This is a genomic window from Arthrobacter sp. W4I7, assembly GCF_030816215.1.
In the GTDB taxonomy this organism is placed as follows: Bacteria; Actinomycetota; Actinomycetes; order Actinomycetales; family Micrococcaceae; genus Arthrobacter; species Arthrobacter siccitolerans_A.
Genome location: NZ_JAUSXU010000001.1, coordinates 52,045 through 69,149 on the forward strand (window position 1 = coordinate 52,045; position 17,105 = coordinate 69,149).

16 protein-coding genes are annotated in these 17,105 nt (G+C 63.4%); 6 read left to right on the forward strand and 10 right to left on the reverse strand.

The features are described 5' to 3' along the window. Nucleotides 1–81: 81 nt before the first annotated feature. The 3 genes from QF047_RS00205 to QF047_RS00215 form a co-directional block, all read right to left on the reverse strand. On the reverse strand, nt 82–939 hold the full coding sequence (locus tag QF047_RS00205) for a LysR family transcriptional regulator (RefSeq protein ID WP_307272606.1): 858 nt from the start codon (nt 937–939) through the stop codon (nt 82–84). Between the two features lie 267 nt (nt 940–1,206). Continuing rightward, nucleotides 1,207–1,764 (reverse strand): hypothetical protein, encoded by a 558-nt coding sequence (locus QF047_RS00210; RefSeq protein ID WP_307272610.1) that lies wholly within the window; start codon nt 1,762–1,764, stop codon nt 1,207–1,209. A gap of 42 nt (nt 1,765–1,806) precedes the next feature. Further along, complete coding sequence (locus QF047_RS00215; RefSeq protein ID WP_307272613.1) at nt 1,807–2,160, reverse strand: MerR family transcriptional regulator; 354 nt, start codon at nt 2,158–2,160, stop codon at nt 1,807–1,809. A gap of 57 nt (nt 2,161–2,217) precedes the next feature. Between QF047_RS00215 and QF047_RS00220 the strand changes: the two genes are divergently transcribed. Continuing rightward, entirely contained in the window at nt 2,218–2,862 is a 645-nt protein-coding gene (locus QF047_RS00220; RefSeq protein WP_307272615.1) for an SDR family NAD(P)-dependent oxidoreductase, read from the forward strand. A gap of 207 nt (nt 2,863–3,069) precedes the next feature. Here the strand turns inward: QF047_RS00220 and QF047_RS00225 are convergent, their stop codons facing one another. The 3 genes from QF047_RS00225 to QF047_RS00235 form a co-directional block, all read right to left on the reverse strand. Next, a complete protein-coding gene (locus QF047_RS00225; protein ID WP_307272618.1) occupies nt 3,070–4,056 on the reverse strand; it encodes an alpha/beta hydrolase in 987 nt (328 codons plus the stop codon). 43 nt (nt 4,057–4,099) lie between these two features. Then, nucleotides 4,100–5,416 carry an MFS transporter gene (locus tag QF047_RS00230; RefSeq protein ID WP_307272621.1) on the reverse strand — a complete coding sequence of 439 codons (1,317 nt, stop codon included), beginning with the start codon at nt 5,414–5,416 and terminating at the stop codon, nt 4,100–4,102. A gap of 146 nt (nt 5,417–5,562) precedes the next feature. Continuing rightward, nucleotides 5,563–6,567, reverse strand: a complete 1,005-nt coding sequence (locus QF047_RS00235; RefSeq protein WP_307272622.1) for a LacI family DNA-binding transcriptional regulator — start codon at nt 6,565–6,567, stop codon at nt 5,563–5,565. 63 nt (nt 6,568–6,630) lie between these two features. Between QF047_RS00235 and QF047_RS00240 the strand changes: the two genes are divergently transcribed. Then, nucleotides 6,631–7,551, forward strand: coding sequence for an alpha/beta hydrolase (locus QF047_RS00240; RefSeq protein WP_307272625.1), 921 nt, complete (start codon nt 6,631–6,633; stop codon nt 7,549–7,551). Between the two features lie 105 nt (nt 7,552–7,656). Beyond that, nucleotides 7,657–8,526 (forward strand): LysR family transcriptional regulator, encoded by an 870-nt coding sequence (locus tag QF047_RS00245; RefSeq protein WP_307272627.1) that lies wholly within the window; start codon nt 7,657–7,659, stop codon nt 8,524–8,526. Between the two features lie 122 nt (nt 8,527–8,648). Here the strand turns inward: QF047_RS00245 and QF047_RS00250 are convergent, their stop codons facing one another. Beyond that, complete coding sequence (locus tag QF047_RS00250; RefSeq protein WP_307272630.1) at nt 8,649–9,794, reverse strand: mandelate racemase/muconate lactonizing enzyme family protein; 1,146 nt, start codon at nt 9,792–9,794, stop codon at nt 8,649–8,651. 179 nt (nt 9,795–9,973) lie between these two features. On the opposite strand from QF047_RS00250, the gene QF047_RS00255 reads away from it, so the two are divergent. Next, nucleotides 9,974–10,585 carry a DUF4286 family protein gene (locus tag QF047_RS00255; protein WP_307272633.1) on the forward strand — a complete coding sequence of 204 codons (612 nt, stop codon included), beginning with the start codon at nt 9,974–9,976 and terminating at the stop codon, nt 10,583–10,585. Between the two features lie 120 nt (nt 10,586–10,705). On the opposite strand, the gene QF047_RS00260 is transcribed toward QF047_RS00255, so the two are convergent. From QF047_RS00260 to QF047_RS00270, 3 genes are all read right to left on the reverse strand, one after another. Further along, entirely contained in the window at nt 10,706–12,190 is a 1,485-nt protein-coding gene (locus QF047_RS00260) for an NAD-dependent succinate-semialdehyde dehydrogenase (protein WP_373427731.1), read from the reverse strand. Between the two features lie 62 nt (nt 12,191–12,252). Next, nucleotides 12,253–13,932, reverse strand: coding sequence for a thiamine pyrophosphate-dependent enzyme (locus QF047_RS00265; protein WP_307272636.1), 1,680 nt, complete (start codon nt 13,930–13,932; stop codon nt 12,253–12,255). 209 nt (nt 13,933–14,141) lie between these two features. Further along, nucleotides 14,142–14,945, reverse strand: coding sequence for an IclR family transcriptional regulator (locus QF047_RS00270; protein ID WP_373427732.1), 804 nt, complete (start codon nt 14,943–14,945; stop codon nt 14,142–14,144). A gap of 114 nt (nt 14,946–15,059) precedes the next feature. Between QF047_RS00270 and QF047_RS00275 the strand changes: the two genes are divergently transcribed. Together QF047_RS00275 and QF047_RS00280 are read left to right on the forward strand one after the other, a co-directional pair. Beyond that, nucleotides 15,060–15,563: a tripartite tricarboxylate transporter TctB family protein gene (locus QF047_RS00275; RefSeq protein WP_307272639.1), complete on the forward strand. Its 504-nt coding sequence runs from the start codon at nt 15,060–15,062 to the stop codon at nt 15,561–15,563. 44 nt (nt 15,564–15,607) lie between these two features. Then, on the forward strand, nt 15,608–17,068 hold the full coding sequence (locus tag QF047_RS00280) for a tripartite tricarboxylate transporter permease (RefSeq protein ID WP_373427789.1): 1,461 nt from the start codon (nt 15,608–15,610) through the stop codon (nt 17,066–17,068). Nucleotides 17,069–17,105: the final 37 nt, after the last annotated feature.

Here is a 17,105-nt window from a genome sequence, read left to right on the forward strand (position 1 = left end):
AACAGGCACATCAGGGCCGGCCATCCGGCCCTGATGTGCCTGACCCTATTAAGCCGGCCGAGGGACCGCTGCCGCTGTCAGCTACAGGCCTTCCTGTGCACCGACGGCAACCCCGATGGAGACAAATTTACGGACCAAGGCACTGCACTTTCGGGGCTGAAAGGCCAACCACACCGGTACGTCGGGAGCCCCGCTCATGCGGGCGAACTTCAGGTCAGGGTGCTGGGTAGAGCGGGCGGCAGATCGGGGCAGGGCGCCAACGCCTCTGCCGGTGGCTACCAGATGGAGCCACTCGTCAAAGTTCTCGCACAAGACGAGGTGTTGCGGACGGTCTTCAGGCGGCCACAGCTCAGGCTGGGTCGTGCCGTTGACGGTGTTGATGACCAGGGGACAACGCGCGAGCTCCTGCCAACTGGTGCCCTGCCTCAGGGCGAATCCGGATCCGGCCGCAAATACTGCCACGCGTTCCTCACTGAAGAGCAATACGTGCTCCAGATCATCGTCTTTCAGCCTCGTCCGGGTGACAGCGACATCAAGCTCGCCCCGCTCCAGATGGGGCCCGACGTCGTCACGGCGCAGGAGCCTGGTAGCTACCCCCGTCGCCCTCTCAAACTCACTGACCGCCTGGGTCGCCCACGGGACAGGGAGCACCCACTGGAAGCCGACCCGGAACTCCTGCTCGCCGCGCATTGACTGCACGGTGCGGTCAAGATCACCCAGAATCGCGAGGACCTTCTCGTAAAAATCCGCGCCGGCAACCGTCAGCTCCACGGAGCGTGAATTGCGCTGCAGAAGCTGGGTGCCGGTCGCAACCTCCAGCTGCTGGACCGCCCTGGTCAGAGCCGGCTGAGTGATGAGCAGGCTTCTGCTTGCGGCGGTGTAGGAATGCGCTCTGGCGACTGCAGCAAACGCCCTAAGATGACGAAGTTCAACGTCCATGTCCACATCTTTCATCTCGGTAGCCGCCTGGTGGTCCCGCATTCGCAGGTTGTCGCACGGATTCCGCGGCCCTCACCGGCACCGCATGCTCCCACCGGCCCGAGGTATATGGGCACGGATGTTGCAGCCGCCGTGCCGTCGGCGGCCCGGGGGATTGATTGAAGTTGAAGTCCAGCAGAGCCGGCGCTGCCTCGATGTGGAGTTTCTGTTGAGGCGCCCGTGCCTGATCAGATCGTGCCGTGGCCCTTACTCCGGGAATGAAGCCGGTCACGGGACGGAGGCCGGGTAGGTGTCGATGCCCGGACGTGGGATGTTCCAACGTACGGCTGCAGGGGCGGCCGTATCTGGGCAGAACTGTGGGCACCCCGAGATTCGCTGTGCGGAGTGTTCGACCCACCTCCATACCTGGCGTTCGGGTTTGAGCCTGCCGCGGTAGGTGCCCATCGCAATGCAGCGGGGCGCTGGAGTCGTTTCCCAGTCCTGATAGATGGCGCTGTAGAGGACGAAGCCCTCCTCGAAATGAACACTCAGGTTGGTCACGGTCTGCCGCCTCGAGACCGAGCCAACGCTGAACCAGGAGATGATGTGCCCGGCGCCCGGCCGACTGCCGGTACATGCGAGGCACCCCTCCAGGCGGACGGTGACCCCTTTCATCAGCCCGTCCAGGTACTGGTCGTCCCGGGAAACGACAGCGTGGGCAAAGGCCGCCAGGAGGTTCTCGAGGTAGTGCCGGAGCGCCGGAAGGGAGGTCTTGAACTCCATATCCGCCCTCGCCGCATTCAGCACCGAACCGCCATGGTCCCCAGTTCCAAGTTGTCCGTCCATTAGTTCCGGTTCTCCTGACCGTGCGTGGATACGAGGGTGGAGTTAAGCGGATGCTTCGGCAATGAGAGCCTCAAGGCGCACCATCGCATTGCTCAAATCGGCTGCCTGGCTCTTTAGCCGGGTGCGCTGTTGAGAGAGTTCTTGCAGTGTTGCGCCGCACGCCGGGATTTTCTCGGGTGCATCCTGAGTGGAGCACGTGAGGATTCGTCCGATCGCCGCCGTGCCCAGTCCTGTGGCCAGCAGGGCACGGATTCTTGCTACCTTCGGCACGTCCGATTCGAGGAAAACCCGATACCCGGCCTTGTCACGCCTCGGCTGCAGGAGGCCCTGATCCTCGTAGTACCGGATCTGACGTCGGGTGACACCGGCCTGCGCTGCCAGGTCTCCGATTTTCATACTTTTTCCCTTTCTCTGCTTGACCTTGACACTGGCGTGAACCCTTAGGTTCGGAGCATGAACAACATCACCATCATCGGAGCAGGACCTGGAATCGGCACTGCTGTGGCTCGTCGATTCGCATGTGAGAACTTTTCTGTGGCTTTGATCGCCCGGACACAGAAGACCCTGGACCCGATCATTGCCGAGCTCTCCTCAACAGGGTGCGAGGTTGTAGGGGAGCTTGCCGACGCAGGCGACGAACAACAACTCACACGCGCCATCGCCCGCATTGAGCAGCAGCACGGCATCCCTGACGTCCTGGTGCGCAACGCCGCAGTCGTCCGGATGGACGAACCCGGCGAGCTTGACCGCAAGGAGCTGCTCGCAACCTGGGAGACGAATGTCCTGGGTGGGATGACCGCGGCAGTACTTCTGGGCGAAAAGATGGCATCCGCAGGAGGTACCTTGCTGTTTACGGGCGGCATGCCCACACCCTCACCCATGCTGACCAGCCTCTCGTTAGGCAAAGCAGCTCTTCGATCTTTGGCCGCATTGCTGGGGAACGAACTGGGGCCCAAGGGTCTGCATGTCGCCACCGTGACTGTTTCCGGAGGGCCCGTTGCCCCCGGCGGCCCATGGGATCCGGATGAGATCGCGGAGCATTACTGGCGGTTGCACCAGCAGCAACCTGCTGAGTGGGAGTACGAAGTAACTCACTAACAAGCCTTTCGGGCCTGGCGGGGTCAGTTGCCACGAGGTTTGCTGCTGCAGCGCTGCTGCCTGCACTTCTTGTTGCTGACCCCGCCAATCGGTACCTTGTTGGAACTGCGCCATCTGCCCTGGGCTCCTCTGATTTCGGCTGGTGCCGGGCGGGCCAGCAGATGGTTCCCCGACGGGGCTCTTAGGGCGTAGTTTTGGCGCCTGTGGCTAAGCCAGGGACTGGATCGTGTTGGAAAGCAGCCGTCCTGTTCCGTCCTGCAAGGCGGTGTTGGCACGGAGGAGTTCCTGGGTGGTTGCCGCCTGCCAGTCCCGTGCTGATGGCAGCAGGCGGGTCATGGACGGAGACATGTGGACATGCCCCCGCCCCAGGTAGAGCCGGGTTTCCACTCCTGCGGTGCGCAGCCGGGCGGCATATTGCTCCCCATCAATCCGCAGCACGTCGTACTCAGCTACGGCAATGTATGCCGGTGGCAGTCCCTGTAAATCTGTGGCCAGGAGAGGGGAAGCGAGCGGATCGTTCGGATCGCTCCCGTTGAGGTACATCGCGCTGAAGGTGTACACATCCGATAGGGACAGCGGCAATTCATCGCCCTGTTCGCGGGGAATGGCATGGGACAGGTCAAGCACAGGGACTTCAAGGATCTGGTGGCTGACGTCGATGCGCCCTTCGTTGCGCAGGGCGAGCGTGGCCGCAGCAACGATGTTTGCCCCCGAGGATTGGCCTCCTACGGTAATCGCTCCAGGCAGCGCCCCAAGTTCCGTACAGTGCTCAGCTAGCCAGTCGATGGCAGCAAGCAGATCATGGACCGGCGCCGGGTAGGGGTGCTCCGGAGCCTTCCGGTAGTCCACGTTCACAACGATGCAGTTCGCCTGCACGGCCCGGTGACGGCTGACAGCTTCTGAATCGCGGGAGAACGCGCTGCCAATGCTCCAGCCGCCGCCGTGAAGAAACAAATGCACCGGGTGGGGGCCTTCGGTTGCCGGCCAATAGACGATGGCGCTGAACATTTCATCGCCCGAACCGATCTGCACGACTTTACGCTTGGGAACGGTTGGGCCAGGCAGAGTGAACTGGTCGAAACCTTCGTCGCTTGCCCTGTCCACCGATTCCCTGAACTGCAGGGGATCGTCAATAGTGGCTGGGAGGTGGGTCCAGGAGGGCCGCAGGGGGATTAGTGCCGGATCAATGGGCAAGGCTCTATTCCTTCAGGTATCGGTTTGATGTGGGGGACGGCTGTCAGCGGACGCTGCGGACGGGAAGAATAGCGATGCCGCCTGCGATCGCTACAGCACCGGCTACCAGGAACAGCGCGGAGTAGGAGCCGCCGCCGATCAGAAGGACAATCGGTGCGATCGCCGGAGCTACGGCGTTGGCGAGTGTGCTGGACATGTTGAACACGGCCATGTCCTTGCCTGCGTTGTTCTTGTCCGGGAGAACGTCGGTGACCAGAGCCAGGTCCACGGCGAGGAAAGCGCCGTAGCCGATACCGGCGATGCCCATCGCGAGCAGGAATCCGTTGAACCCGGTCACGAGGGAGGCGATGATCAGCGCGACGCCGTAGACGGCTGCGGAGGTGAGAACGAAGGCCTTGCGCCGGCGGAGGAAGTCCGAGAGCTTGCCGCCGATCATGCTGGTGAGGATTGTCGTGACCGACAGTGCCACGGTGGCGAAGAAGATCTGCTGAGGGATTTCTTCAGGGCGCGAACCGATGTGGTTGAGCAGGTAGAACGCCTGGTAGGTGGTGAGGAAGCCGTACGCGGTGACAAAGAGCAGCCGGCTGAACCATGCCCAGGCGAAGTCCGGGTGGCGTCGCGGGTTCACCCAGAATGATGATGCGATCTCGCGGATTGACAGCTTTGGCTTGGGTGCATCTTTGGGCAGGCGACGGTCATTGACGAGGGCGATGAAGACGATGACTGACAATGCGGCGATCATCGGGGGAAGAAGGAACGTCAGCAGCGTGCTCGCTGCCACCAGTTGGATGATGAATGTTCCACCGATCATGCCCAGCGGCAGGGTCAGGCCGACAAGTCCCGATACAACACCGCGCTGTTCGACGGGGACCCGGTCCGAGATCACTGCCAGAAGGGGCGTGCCGATGAAATTTGCCGCAACACTGTACAGCGCGTAGGCGGCCAGCAGGACCGGCACATTCGGCGCCAGGCCCATGACCACGCCGAAAGCCAGGACACCGGCGGCTCCGACCAGCAAATATGGCCGGCGCATTCCGATCCGTGCCGTTGTACGGTCACTGAGGCGGCCAACGACCGGCATGACCACCAGCGGCAGCAGCACACCGACCCCCGCGATCAGGCTCAGGGAGCCTGCGGCCGCATCCGGGCCGACAAGCGTCTGAACCTTCAGCGCCAACGTCACCACCCCTGGCATCAGGCAGGCGATCCAGAACCCCGCGTAGGCAAAGGCGAACGCGAAGATGAAACGCATCCGAACCCGTGGCAGAGGCGAATCAGTATGAGCGGCAGGCAGCGCAGGAGCTGCAATGCCCGGCGCCGAAGCCTCCGCCGCGGAGGGAGAGGCAATGTGGTTGTTCATGAACTATCCGATCTTCATTGATCCGAACTTAAGCGTATAAGTACTAGTCGGAACTTTGGGCAGGGGTACCGAAAGATTTTTATGTCACTTAGTCGTTTAAGTGACAGGACACACGATACGCAGTGATGGCGGGGTGCGCAAGGGGTTTAGGTTGACCTGCGTGTTACCACGTCGAGGACGCCGGCTCCAGGAGGCTCCGGAAGGGGCTTGCGTGCCAGTGATGCGCGGATCATCTCCGCGAGGTGGCCGGCCATCCGCTCGGAGTTCTGCCGTACGGACGACAGTGGAGGATCGGTAAACCGGGACATGGGCTGGTCATCGACGCCGATGACGGCCAGCGACGCCGGGACCTCTACCCCGTTGGTGCGTGCAGTGGCCAGCAGGGCAGCGGCAACCTCGTCATTGAAGGCGGCCACCGCCGTGATGGGGCCGCGCTCCTTGAGCGCCTTGGTGAACCAGGCACCGGGTTCAGCGCCGGCGTCCTCCATGTGCCACTCGGCGACATCATCGATGCCAAGTTCGGTGCAGGCTTCGGTGGCTCCTGCTTTCCGGAGGTCGCTGAACGGCTGAAAGGCCGCGCCGGTGGCAGCTGCGTAGGCGATGTTTCGGTGTCCGCGATCGTAGAGGTGCTTGACCTGCGCTGCGCCGATGGCCTGCTGAGAGAAGTGGGGGACAGCAGTGGGGTTCCGGGTAATGACGAGGCGGTCAATCGCCATGATTCCCGCCGCCTTCATGGCTGCCTTGTCCTCTTCGTCAAGGTCGCCGAATTTCAATACTGCGGCGGGGGAGAGCGTTCGCCAGGTCCGGGAGGGCCCTGCCCCTTCCCGTTCTGTCACAAGGCGCAATCCCTGGCCTGCGAGCTCGGTTGCGAGGGCATCGCTCAGCTGGGCTACCGCGAGGCTCGGCGGCCAGTCCGGCAGCACCAGGAGCACGACGTCGTTTCGGCCCAGCCGCAGGGCGCGGGCGGCAGAGGAAGGCGCGTAGTCCAGTTCGCGCACCGCTTCCAGGACGCGCTCACGGGTGGCCGGTGTGATGGTCTGATTGGGCGCGTCGTTGAGGACGTAGCTGACGGTAGCAACCGAAACCCCGGCCCGCTCCGCCACCATGGACGCCGTAACCCTGCGCCGCTTTACGCCTGCCGTGTTTGCCATTTAACAAACAGTAGCCGATATTCTAGAAGAAATCGCTGATACGTTTAAGTGAGGATCTGCTCCATGATGGCTACAGACATTCAGTTCGTTGTAAGGGCTCTCGGTGGGGAAGCGCCGGCGCACTGGACCATTAGCGGTGCCCGCCAAAACCATGAGCAGACCTCCGAATGGCTGACCCCGGCCGACGTGCGTTCCCCGGTCGCCAAGGTCGAAGGATTTCACATCGAGGGCATGGAAACACGCGTCTACCGCCCGACGGCTGATGACTCCCCCCGCCCGACACTGCTCTGGCTTCACGGTGGCGGGTGGATGACAGGCAGCCTCAACACCGCCGACATCATCGCCCGTGCCCTTGCCTCGGCTGCTAACGCAGTCGTGGTGACACCCCACTACCGCCTCGCCCCGGAGCACCTCTGGCCATCCGGTCTCAATGACGCCCGCGACGCGCTCAGCTGGGTACGCAACAACATTGATTCTCTCGGCGGGGACCCCGGCCAGATAGTGGTCGGCGGCGACAGTGCAGGCGGGAACCTGGCCGCCATCCTGGCCCATGAAAGCCGGGACACCCAGCCCGGACTCGCAGCCCAGGTCCTGATCTACCCTGTGGTGGATCTCGACCTCACCAGCGCTCAGTACCCCTCACGCACGCTGTTCGCCAAGGGATACCACCTGGAACTGGCAGACCTGATCCAATGCGTCACGACATACCTGCCCGAAAACACTGACGTGTCCGACCCCAGCGTCTCACCCATCCGTTCCGCCACGTTCGCAGGCCTGCCGCCCGCCGTAATCGCCACCGCAGACCTTGACCCGTTGCGCGACGAAGGACGTCTCTACGCCGAAAAACTCCAAGAAGCCGGAGTCCGGGTGCAGTACCTGAACACGCCAGGCCTCGTCCACGGCGGCTTCGACATGCTCGGCGTCTCACCCACCGCACGGTCCGCAATGGCAGGGCTCGTCGACGCACTCACGCAACTCCTGTAACCACAACCCAAATTCAACGGGCGCGATGCCCGGCCCTTCCATTTCTCCGAATCGGAGGGGTCCGAACCTGGGCCGGTACACTCCACTTATGCGTCCAGGGCATGAGTGGAACCAGTAGTGGAGGTGGAGCTAAGACACCTCCGTGCCTTCGTGATGGTCGCCGAATGCGGCAACTTCACCAGGGCGGCCGAGGGCCTGTTCATGACGCAGCCGGCACTCAGCCGGATCATTCGTCAGCTTGAGGCCCTGGTAGGAACCCAGCTCCTGGAACGCTCGACCCGCCACGTTGCCCTGACGCGCACCGGACAGGAGTTCCTGATTGATGTTCGCAGTGCACTCACATCAGTCGACCAGGCCGTCAGCAAGGTCCGCGGCCGTGCCAGCATCCGGCTGGGTTTCAGCTGGCTCCTGCCTGACCCCTGGGCACAAAACGTCGTGCGATCCTTCGAGGAACGAGCGTCCGCTTCCGTCGAATTCGTCAGCTGTCCCGATCCACTCGAGGCGCTGCGGACGGCGTTGGTAGACATCGCCGTTTTGCGTGGAGAACCATCGATTCCGGCGGGGGACATCAGACTCATCCAGCTTTTCAGCGAGGACCGTATCGCTGTGTGCTCCACGGCCAGCAGCCTGGCCGAGAAGGGCCGTGTTTCGTGGGACGACATCGCAAGGTGGCCACTGGTGGTGAACACCATGAGCGGCACCACGGGGCCATGGTCCTGGCCTCAGGGACACGGGCCGGAACGAACCGTGGAAACAACGAGTTTCGACGAATGGATTGAGTCAGTCGCGGCGAACCGGGGGATAGGGATCGTTCCGGAGGTAGCGGCACGCCGCATCAGCCACCCGACAATCAAATTCATTCCCATTGATAACGCCCCGCAGATTCCAGTACACCTCGCCTTCGCCTCCCGGAACGCGGGAGCGCTTATACGTCAATTCACTGAGTCAGCCCTGGAAGCAGCTGCCATCACTTGAGCCCTGCCGGTCACTCCCGCTGCTGTGCGGGCAAAACCATGAAAAATAGGCCCGATTGTCGTACAGCCGACGCACTAGTCGCGAAAGCTGTCGAAGCGCCGTTTATCTGGCGCGGGGACGTGTCAGAGGTGGAAGCTGTTCTTGTCGAGCAGCCATCGCTCTGCCTGCTCGAGGCGCGGTGTGAAACCGATCCCCGGTCCGGTCGGCAGCGGGAACGTTCCTTCGCTGACACGGGGGAAGTCATCAGTGAGCGCCTCGCGCAAGGGGTTGTCCATCACGTCGTGCTCAAGCAGTCCGGGCCCTCCGACTGCGGCGAGCACCTGGGCTGAGGCGACGAGCCCGACCACGCTGCCGAGCCAGTGCGGGCAGTAGCTTAGTCCCTGCGATACAGCTTCCCGCGCGACAGGGTGGCATCCGCTCACCCCACCCCACTTCAGCAGATCGGGCTGGATTACTTCATGGCTGGCGCTGCGGATCATGTCCTGGAACGCCTCGATTCCCGAGACGTTTTCTCCTCCAGCCAGCGGGCTCACCGAGAGCTTTGCCAGTTCCGCCCAGTCAGCGGGGCTGCTGTCGGCGGCGATCGGCTCCTCGATCCACCCGATGCCGGGGTTCGACAGCTGCACCACGGCTTCGCGCGCCTGGGCCATGTCCCATCCCTGATTCGCATCCACCATCAGACGTTCCCCGTCCCGCAGCCTGGCTGTGATGCCGTCCACGGTCGCCAGATCCTGCTCCAGCCCGAACGCGACTTTCACTTTGAACGCGGTGAACCCGTCCTCACGTGCGCGATCCACCGTGTCTGCGGCCGTGTCGGGGTTCAGTCCGCTCGCGTACGCCGGAACCGATCCCTGCGCACAGCCAGGATTCAGCAGCGATCGCAGCGGAAGGTCCCGCCGCCGCGAGTCCAAGTCCCACAGCGCAAGATCCAGGCCCGCCAGACACGCCGCGATCGGCCCGGTTTCACCAGTCTGCAGCACCCACCGATGCGTTTTGCGCGTCAGTTCACGCCATACCTCGTCCGGACGGCCGCACGGCATTCCCAGGGCTGCAGGGGCGATGATCGTCTCGATCAACCGCTGCTTGTTATCGGCCGAGTACGGCGGGAAATTGCACCAGACCTCGCCCCACCCCTCCGCGCCGTCGGAATCCTCCACGCGCAGCAGCAACACAGACCGCCAAGGGATGCTGCCAAAAGACGTCTTCACCGGCTCGCCTACCTCGCTTCGGAACAAAAAGGTCTCGATGCGGGCGATGTGAGTAGTCATAGGCAGGCGCCCTCTCGGAGTGTTGGGTCCCCTGCGGCATCTTCCAGTCTCGATCATCACGCACCAAGACGGGCGGAAGACTCGCCCGATAGTGTGGAGGGAACGGACGAAACCCACTGGAGCCTGAGCGGGATCGCCGCCAACCTTCCCGTCCCCCTTGTCCTCACCAGGAGACGACAATGCACATCGATTCCGCCGCTGATTCCAGCCCTGCCAAGCCAGTATGGCTCTTCGAACTTCCCGGCATCCGGTGGGACGAGTCCGATGCGCTCAGGGCGCGTCAGCAGCTGTCTGATCTGGATCTCGATGTCTTGACAGCCGTCTCGGAAGAGGAAACCTGGATCTACGCGCCAGCGCAACACAGACGCGCGACTGAAAAATCCGATGAATCCCAGCTGCTCCTGGCTACGATGCTCGGCGCCGACATAAACGCTCTACCCGGGTACCGGCACCGCAGCCTGGACCGACTACTCTCCCTCGGAGACGTCACCGCCGGCAGGCGGCAGCCTTGGCACTACACCTCCCAGACCGATATCCCGGAGCACGTCGAAAACGAGTTCAACCGATGGTTCGATGAAGAGCATTTGCCGCAACTAGCCGGCGTAGACGGAACCATGCACGCAGCCCGCTACCGGACCAACGGATCTCCCCGCTACATCGCCTGCTACGACCTCGAACAACGCGAAATCCAAGGCGGCCCCGCCTGGCGGACCGCCATCGCAACCCCGTGGCGCGACCGCATCCACAAGGAATTCCTCAAACCCCGCCGCCTAATGCTTAAGCGACTCTGATCCGTCCACGGCTGGGGTCAATTCAGGTCCTCCACGGCTGGGATTGGGAACCATTGAAGTAGCTCCCGAGCAAGCGGCCCTGGAATGGCGGGGTGGCCCCGTCGTTCCTTGCCGGCTTGGTTAGTTGCTGTAGGGGTCGTTGATGCCGATGTATTGGGTGGTGGTGTATTCGGCGATGCCTTCGGAGCCGCCTTCGCGGCCAAGGCCTGATTGCTTCACTCCACCGAAGGGGGCTGCTGCGTTGGAGATGACGCCGGCGTTGAACCCGACCATGCCGAACTCGATCTGTTCTGCGACCCGGAGGAGCCGGTTGAAGTCGCGGCTGTAGAGGTAGGACGCGAGGCCGTATTCGCTGGCATTGGCCAGCCGGATCGCATCCTCCTCGGTAGCGAACGTGGTCACGGGGGCGACGGGTCCGAAGATTTCCTGGCCCAGGATCGCCGCATCGTTGGGGACGCCGCCGAGGACTGTGGGCGGGTAGAAGTAGCCGGGCCCGTCCACGGGGGATCCGCCGGTGAGGGCGGTGGCTCCAGAGTCGATGGCGGCGGTCACGAGGGCGTGTATGTCGTCGCGGGCGCCGGCGTCGATGAGCGGTCCGACTTGTGCGGCGGGGTCGGTGCCGCGGCCTGTGGTCAGCGCGCCCATGGCCGTGGCGAATTTCCTGGTGAATTCCTGTGCGACGGCTTCCTGGACGAGGAACCGGTTGGCGGCGGTGCAGGCTTCGCCCATGTTCCGCATCTTCGCTGCCATGGCGCCTTCGACGGCTTTGTCCAGGTCCGCGTCCTCGAACACGATGAACGGGGCGTTTCCGCCGAGCTCCATGGACGTGCGCAGCACGTTCTGCGCAGCATCGGCAATCAGTCGCTTGCCCACGGGGGTCGAGCCGGTGAACGAGACCTTCCGCAGCCGGGAGTCTTTGAGCAGCGGCCCGGAGATCCCCGAGGCAGAGGAGGACGCGACGACGTTGAGGACACCGGCGGGCAGGCCGGCGTCGAGCATGGTCTGCGCGAAGTACTGGGCGGTGAGGGGTGTGAGTTTGGCGGGCTTGAGGACCATCGTGCATCCTGCGGCGACCGCGGGGGCAACCTTGCGTGTAGCCATGGCCAGTGGGAAGTTCCACGGGGTGATGAGCAGGCAGGGCCCGACGGGTTTGTGCTGGACCAGGATCTTGTTCTTGCCCTCGGGGGTGGCGAGGTAGCGGCCGTAATCGCGCACGGCTTCTTCGGAGAACCAGCGAAGGAACTCGGCACCATAGGTGACCTCGCCACGGGCTTCCGCCAGCGGTTTGCCCATTTCCAGGGTCATCAGCAGCGCGAAGTCCTCCGCGCGTTCGGTGACCAGGTCAAAGGCCCGGCGCAGGATCTCCGCGCGCACTCGGGGCGAGGTTCGTGCCCAGGAGGCTTGGGCGGCGTCAGCGGCGTCCAGTGCGGCGACGGCATCCTCGCTGGTGGCGGAGGCGAGAGTGGCGAGGACTTCCCCGGTGGCCGGATCGCGTACCTCGAACGTGCCGCCGTCAGACGCGTCCACCCACTTCCCGCCAATCAACAAGCCAGTGGGAACCGAGTCCAGTAATTCCATTTCCATTAGTGCAGGGACAGTCGTCATTATTTCCGTTCTAAAAAGTTTCGGGCCTTGAACGCCAGAGTTCGAGGCTGCAGTCTGAGCGTCTAGTAGGCCTTGACGCGTTGTTCAACCACGAGGTGGATGAGGGCGAAGACGTGATCTTCATCGATGGCTTTGAGCGCTGCCTGGACGGCGGCGGGGACATCGGCGTCCTGTTCGACTTTGATGCCGAAGCCGCCGAAGGCCTGGGCCATGAGCGCGAATTCCGGGTTTTTCAGCTGTGTTCCGGAGACCCGGTCGGGGTAGTGGCGTTCCTGGTGGGTGCGGATGGTGCCGTATTCCTGGTTGTCCATCACGATCACCAGGGGAGTGGCACCGTACTGGGCTGCGGTCGCGAGCTCCTGGCCGTTCATAAGGAACTCCCCGTCACCTGCGATCGTGACGATGCGCCGTCCGGGGTATTCCAGGGATGCTGCGATGGCGGAGGGGACGGAGTAGCCCATGGAGCCGTTGCGGGCGCTGATCATGGATGCGAAGCGCTGGGTGGGGAAGTAGCGGTGGGCCCAGTTCGTGTGTTCGCCGGCGCCAAGGGTGATCATGGCGTCTTCGGGCAGGGTGGGCACGAGGTTGGCCATCAGGGTGTCCATCCGGGCAGGACCAGGTTTAGGTGTCGCCGGGGGGAGGGCTGCGAAGATTTCCTGTTCGCCGCGCATCCGCGCGGTCCAGGCTTTCCACTCGTCCTTGACTGGGAGTTCGATCTTGGCGAGGTCGCGGATGAACACGTCGGGTTTGGCGACGATCTGGTAGGAGACCGGGCCCGATCGGCCGCGAAGGGACGGGTCGATGGTGACGAGGAAGTTTTTCTTGGACCAGTCCTGGCGGCACAGGAACCCGTCGGTGATGACATCTCCGGGGACGGTGCCGACAAAGATCAGCAGGTCGGTTTCTTCGAGCAGGTCATAGGTCGGGCGGGGGCGCCCGTAACCGATAGGGCCGACATAGGACGGGGAATCGAAGGGGATGGTGCCCTGGGTCCGCCATTCGGCCGCAGCCGGGATGTGGTGCTTCTCCAACCACGCGGTGAACTGGTCTGCGCCGTCCTGCGTCCAGTCGTTGCCGCCGGTGACGAACAATGGCTTGGTGGATGCCGCAAGTGCCTCCGCCAGGGCGTCGGAATCCACGGTAGTCATCCCACCGGTGGCGACGGGGATGGGCGGGTGAAGTTCAGCCGGGATCTGTTGCCGGATGACGTCTTCGGGCAGACCGATGACAACGGGGCCGGGCCGGCCGTTCATAGCTGCGAAAAGGGCTTCGGCGACGATTTCCGAGGCACGCTCGGCATGGTCCAGGACCATGACGCGCTTGGCGCCGGTATCGAACCACGCTTTGATGTCAAATTCCTGGAAGGCCTCGCGGTCCCTGTGGGCGAAGGGGATCAGCCCGACGAACAGCACCATAGGGGTTGAGTCCTGCCACGCCGTGTGAAGGCCGACGTGGGCATTGGCCGCACCCGGGCCCCGAGTGACCATCGCGATGCCCGGCATCTGGTTCATCTTCCCGTCGGCTTCGGCCATATACGTCGCCCCGCCCTCGTGGCGGCAGACGATCGTCTCGATCGTTGAGCCGTGAAGCCCGTCCAGGACATCCAGGAAGCTTTCGCCGGGGACGACGTGGGCTCGTTTGATGCCGTGGGCGACGAGGGTGTCAACAATGACGTGTCCTGCGGACTTGTGGGTCCGCCCGTCCGGCCTAATTGTCTCCGCATCCCCCAGAGCAAGCGTCATTTTCCGGCCGCCTTAGTGGTCTGAACGGTAGGACGTCCCGCGCCCGGGCCGCTGGCTCTTGTTTGATTGACTCGTCTGGCCATTCTTGACTCCATCGTCACTGCAAACTGCGGCTATTCCACAGAATGAAAGGTAGTTGCGTGCAGTGGAATGTTGCCATGGTGGGAGAGCCGGTGTCAACCGTTTCCGTGATCACGTCGGCGGTGGAGCTAGTAGACGGAGCCCTCCAGGAGGCTGGACAGGCTGCGGGCGGCTCGTCGCAGTTCCGGTACGCCCGCCTTCAGCATGTCTTCAGTTGCTGCTTCAACGGGGCTGGTGAGCGAGATGGATTCGGTGGGCGGGCCGGTCCTGTTGGGTACTGCCACTGCCACTGACATTACCGCCGTCGCCCGTTCATCAGCTGAGTACGCGTAGTCCACTCCAGGCTCGGGTAGCCGTGCCCGCAGGACGTCGGCTGTGAAGGAGTTGTCCTCGTGCCCGGCGGCGACGGCCGCGGCCGCCACCTGCTGCAGCTCCTCCGCCGGGGCGGCGGCAAGAAGAATTTTGCCGGCCGCACCCAGCGTGAGGGGCAGCCGCTTACCGAGCGGAAGGTCGTAGCGGAGGGGTGCCTCGCCATCGACGCGGGCAACCAGGATTCGCTCGAAGCCCAGCCGGGTGTACAGGGAGGCCGTGAGCCCGGTTTGGGTGGCCAGCTGCTGCAGGATGGGACGCGAGGAGACGACGAGCGGGTCGTTTTCCAGATAGCTTCGGGCCGCCGGCAGTACAGCGGGGCCAATCCGGTATGACTTGTCTGTTTGACTGACCATGCCGAAGTCCTGGAGGACCCGGAGGATCCTCAGGGTGGTTGGCAGGCTCATGCCGCAGGCCCGGGCCAGGTCGCTGAGCCGCTGCGGCCTTTCGGCGCGCTGGAGTTCCGCGAAGACCTCCAGCGCCCTGGAAAGGGACCGCATATTGGTGGCCTTGGGCGCGTCTTCCGCCGATGTCGCTGAACTCGTCAGGGCTGCCGTCGTCATTCTTCCATTCTATGTAATTTCCTTGCGCTTGACAGCCCCTGTGTCTGCTGTCACTATTTCTATACACGTAACGCCCTTCCATTCTGTGAAAGGGAACGAGATGAGAAGGAAACGATGACAACGGAGTCACTGACGACGAAATCCGAGAGCACTGCCCGCGTTGCTCTCTCCGTTCTGGTTGGAATCGGGGCTTTTGCGGCAGTCGGGATTTATGTCCTGATCACCTCCGTAGGGCTGGGCCTGTGGACGTCGCTGGGGCCGGGCCCGGGACTGTTTCCCTTTGCCATGGGGGCGGTGCTTGTCGGAATGGCAGCCATTTGGCTGGTCCAGGAACTGCGCAAGCCCAGCGAGACGGCAGAAAGCGTGGACCGGCGGCTGGTAATTGAGGTTGTCGTGAGCCTGATCATTCTTGCAGCCGTGATGGACCTGCTCGGGTTCCAGCTGAGCATGTTCTTCTTCCTGATGTACCACCTGAAGATGCGCGGCCGCAGGACCTGGATCTCCTCGCTCATCATCGCCGTCGCCGGAAGCTTCGGCGCGTTCTATGCCTTCAACTACGGCCTGAACGTCTCACTGCCAGTCTCTGCCTTCCCCTTGCTGAACACGATCGGACTCTAGACGTGGACATTTTCAACGACCTGCTCGGCGGCTTTGCCACCGCCATGACCTGGCAGAACCTGCTGTTCGCCTTCCTCGGCTGCCTCCTCGGCACGATCATCGGCGTCCTGCCCGGCATCGGCCCGGTCGCCGGCGTGGCCCTGCTGATTCCCCTGACGCTGAACATGGACCCCGCCGGGGCGATCATCATGCTGTGTGCGATCTTCTACGGCACCGCCTACGGGGGAACGATCACCAGCGTCCTGCTTAACACCCCCGGTGAAGCCGCTTCAGCGATCACCACCATTGACGGCTACGCAATGACGAAGATCGGCAAAGCAGGCGCTGCCTTAACCATCGCCGCCGTCGGCTCCTTCATCGGCGGCACGATAGCAACCATCGGACTGGTCGCCGCCGCCAAACCCCTGGGCGAATTGGGCCTGCTCGTCGGGCCACCGGAGTTCTTCGCCTTGATGGTGGTAGGCATATCCCTGCTCGTTGCCCTCGCCGGAAAATCCATGGTCAAGGCTGTCATCTCCGGCGCCCTGGGCCTGCTGATCTCCATGGTCGGCATCGACCCTGTCGCCGGCGCCCCGCGCTTCACCTTTGGAATGGACCGGCTCCTGGATGGCGTCAGCTTCGTCGCCGTGATCGTCGGTGTGTTCGGCCTCTCGGAGCTCCTCTCCTACCGAAAAGGTACCGAGACTCCTAGGGTCCACGCTCCCGGCCTGCGTTCGCTGCTGCCCACCCGACTCGAGTGGCGCCGCAGTGCCCCCGCCATGGCCCGCGGCACCGGCATCGGGTTTGGCCTCGGTCTGATCCCCGGCATGACCGGATCGGTATCCTCACTGCTGGCCTATGGCGCCGAGAAGAAGTTCTCCCGGCACCGCAATGAGCTCGGCAAGGGTGCCGTCGAAGGCGTTGCCGGCCCGGAAACAGCCAACAATGCCCACGCGAACGCCGCCCTGATCCCCCTGTTCACGCTCGGCATTCCTGCATCGCCGACGATCGCTGTCCTGATGGGAGCGTTCCTGCAGCAGGGCCTGACCCCCGGCCCGACCCTGTTCACCGAGCACTCCGAAATCGCCTGGGCGATCATCGCCAGCCTCTTCATCGGAAACCTCCTGCTGTTGCTGCTGAACGTGCCGCTGGTCGGGTTGTGGACCTCCATCCTGCGGGTACCCTCAACCATCCTGACCGCACTGATCCTGCTCTTCATGGTCATAGGCGCCTACACCATCAACTTCAGCGTCTTCGACGTCTTCGTCATGATCGGCTTCGGACTCCTCGGGCTGGCCCTGCGGCATCTGGACATTCCCCTGGCCCCCATGGTGCTCACCCTGGTCCTTGGACCGCTCATGGAGCGCTCCCTGCGGGAGTCCCTGGAAATCTCCCAGGGCGACTTCAGCATCTTCACCAGCCGTCCCATCTCCGCAGTCCTCATCGGCCTCGGACTCCTCATCGTCTTCAGCCCGCTGCTCAAACTCCGCAAGCCCAAAGCACTAAACGAAGACCCCGAAACCTAAACATCGTCCACCCCTACATCAACCCAGCACCCGAAGA

Coding starts and splice junctions, on each gene's coding strand:
- QF047_RS00280 (WP_373427789.1), top strand. CDS start 15,608: ATGACCTGGCAGAACCTGCTGTTCGCCTTCCTCGGCTGCCTCCTCGGC.
- QF047_RS00210 (WP_307272610.1), bottom strand. CDS start 1,764: ATGGACGGACAACTTGGAACTGGGGACCATGGCGGTTCGGTGCTGAAT.
- QF047_RS00260 (WP_373427731.1), bottom strand. CDS start 12,190: ATGACGACTGTCCCTGCACTAATGGAAATGGAATTACTGGACTCGGTT.
- QF047_RS00275 (WP_307272639.1), top strand. CDS start 15,060: ATGACAACGGAGTCACTGACGACGAAATCCGAGAGCACTGCCCGCGTT.
- QF047_RS00205 (WP_307272606.1), bottom strand. CDS start 939: ATGGACGTTGAACTTCGTCATCTTAGGGCGTTTGCTGCAGTCGCCAGA.
- QF047_RS00215 (WP_307272613.1), bottom strand. CDS start 2,160: ATGAAAATCGGAGACCTGGCAGCGCAGGCCGGTGTCACCCGACGTCAG.
- QF047_RS00250 (WP_307272630.1), bottom strand. CDS start 9,794: ATGACTACTCACATCGCCCGCATCGAGACCTTTTTGTTCCGAAGCGAG.
- QF047_RS00240 (WP_307272625.1), top strand. CDS start 6,631: ATGATGGCTACAGACATTCAGTTCGTTGTAAGGGCTCTCGGTGGGGAA.
- QF047_RS00255 (WP_307272633.1), top strand. CDS start 9,974: ATGCACATCGATTCCGCCGCTGATTCCAGCCCTGCCAAGCCAGTATGG.
- QF047_RS00235 (WP_307272622.1), bottom strand. CDS start 6,567: ATGGCAAACACGGCAGGCGTAAAGCGGCGCAGGGTTACGGCGTCCATG.
- QF047_RS00270 (WP_373427732.1), bottom strand. CDS start 14,945: ATGACGACGGCAGCCCTGACGAGTTCAGCGACATCGGCGGAAGACGCG.
- QF047_RS00265 (WP_307272636.1), bottom strand. CDS start 13,932: ATGACGCTTGCTCTGGGGGATGCGGAGACAATTAGGCCGGACGGGCGG.
- QF047_RS00230 (WP_307272621.1), bottom strand. CDS start 5,416: ATGAACAACCACATTGCCTCTCCCTCCGCGGCGGAGGCTTCGGCGCCG.
- QF047_RS00220 (WP_307272615.1), top strand. CDS start 2,218: ATGAACAACATCACCATCATCGGAGCAGGACCTGGAATCGGCACTGCT.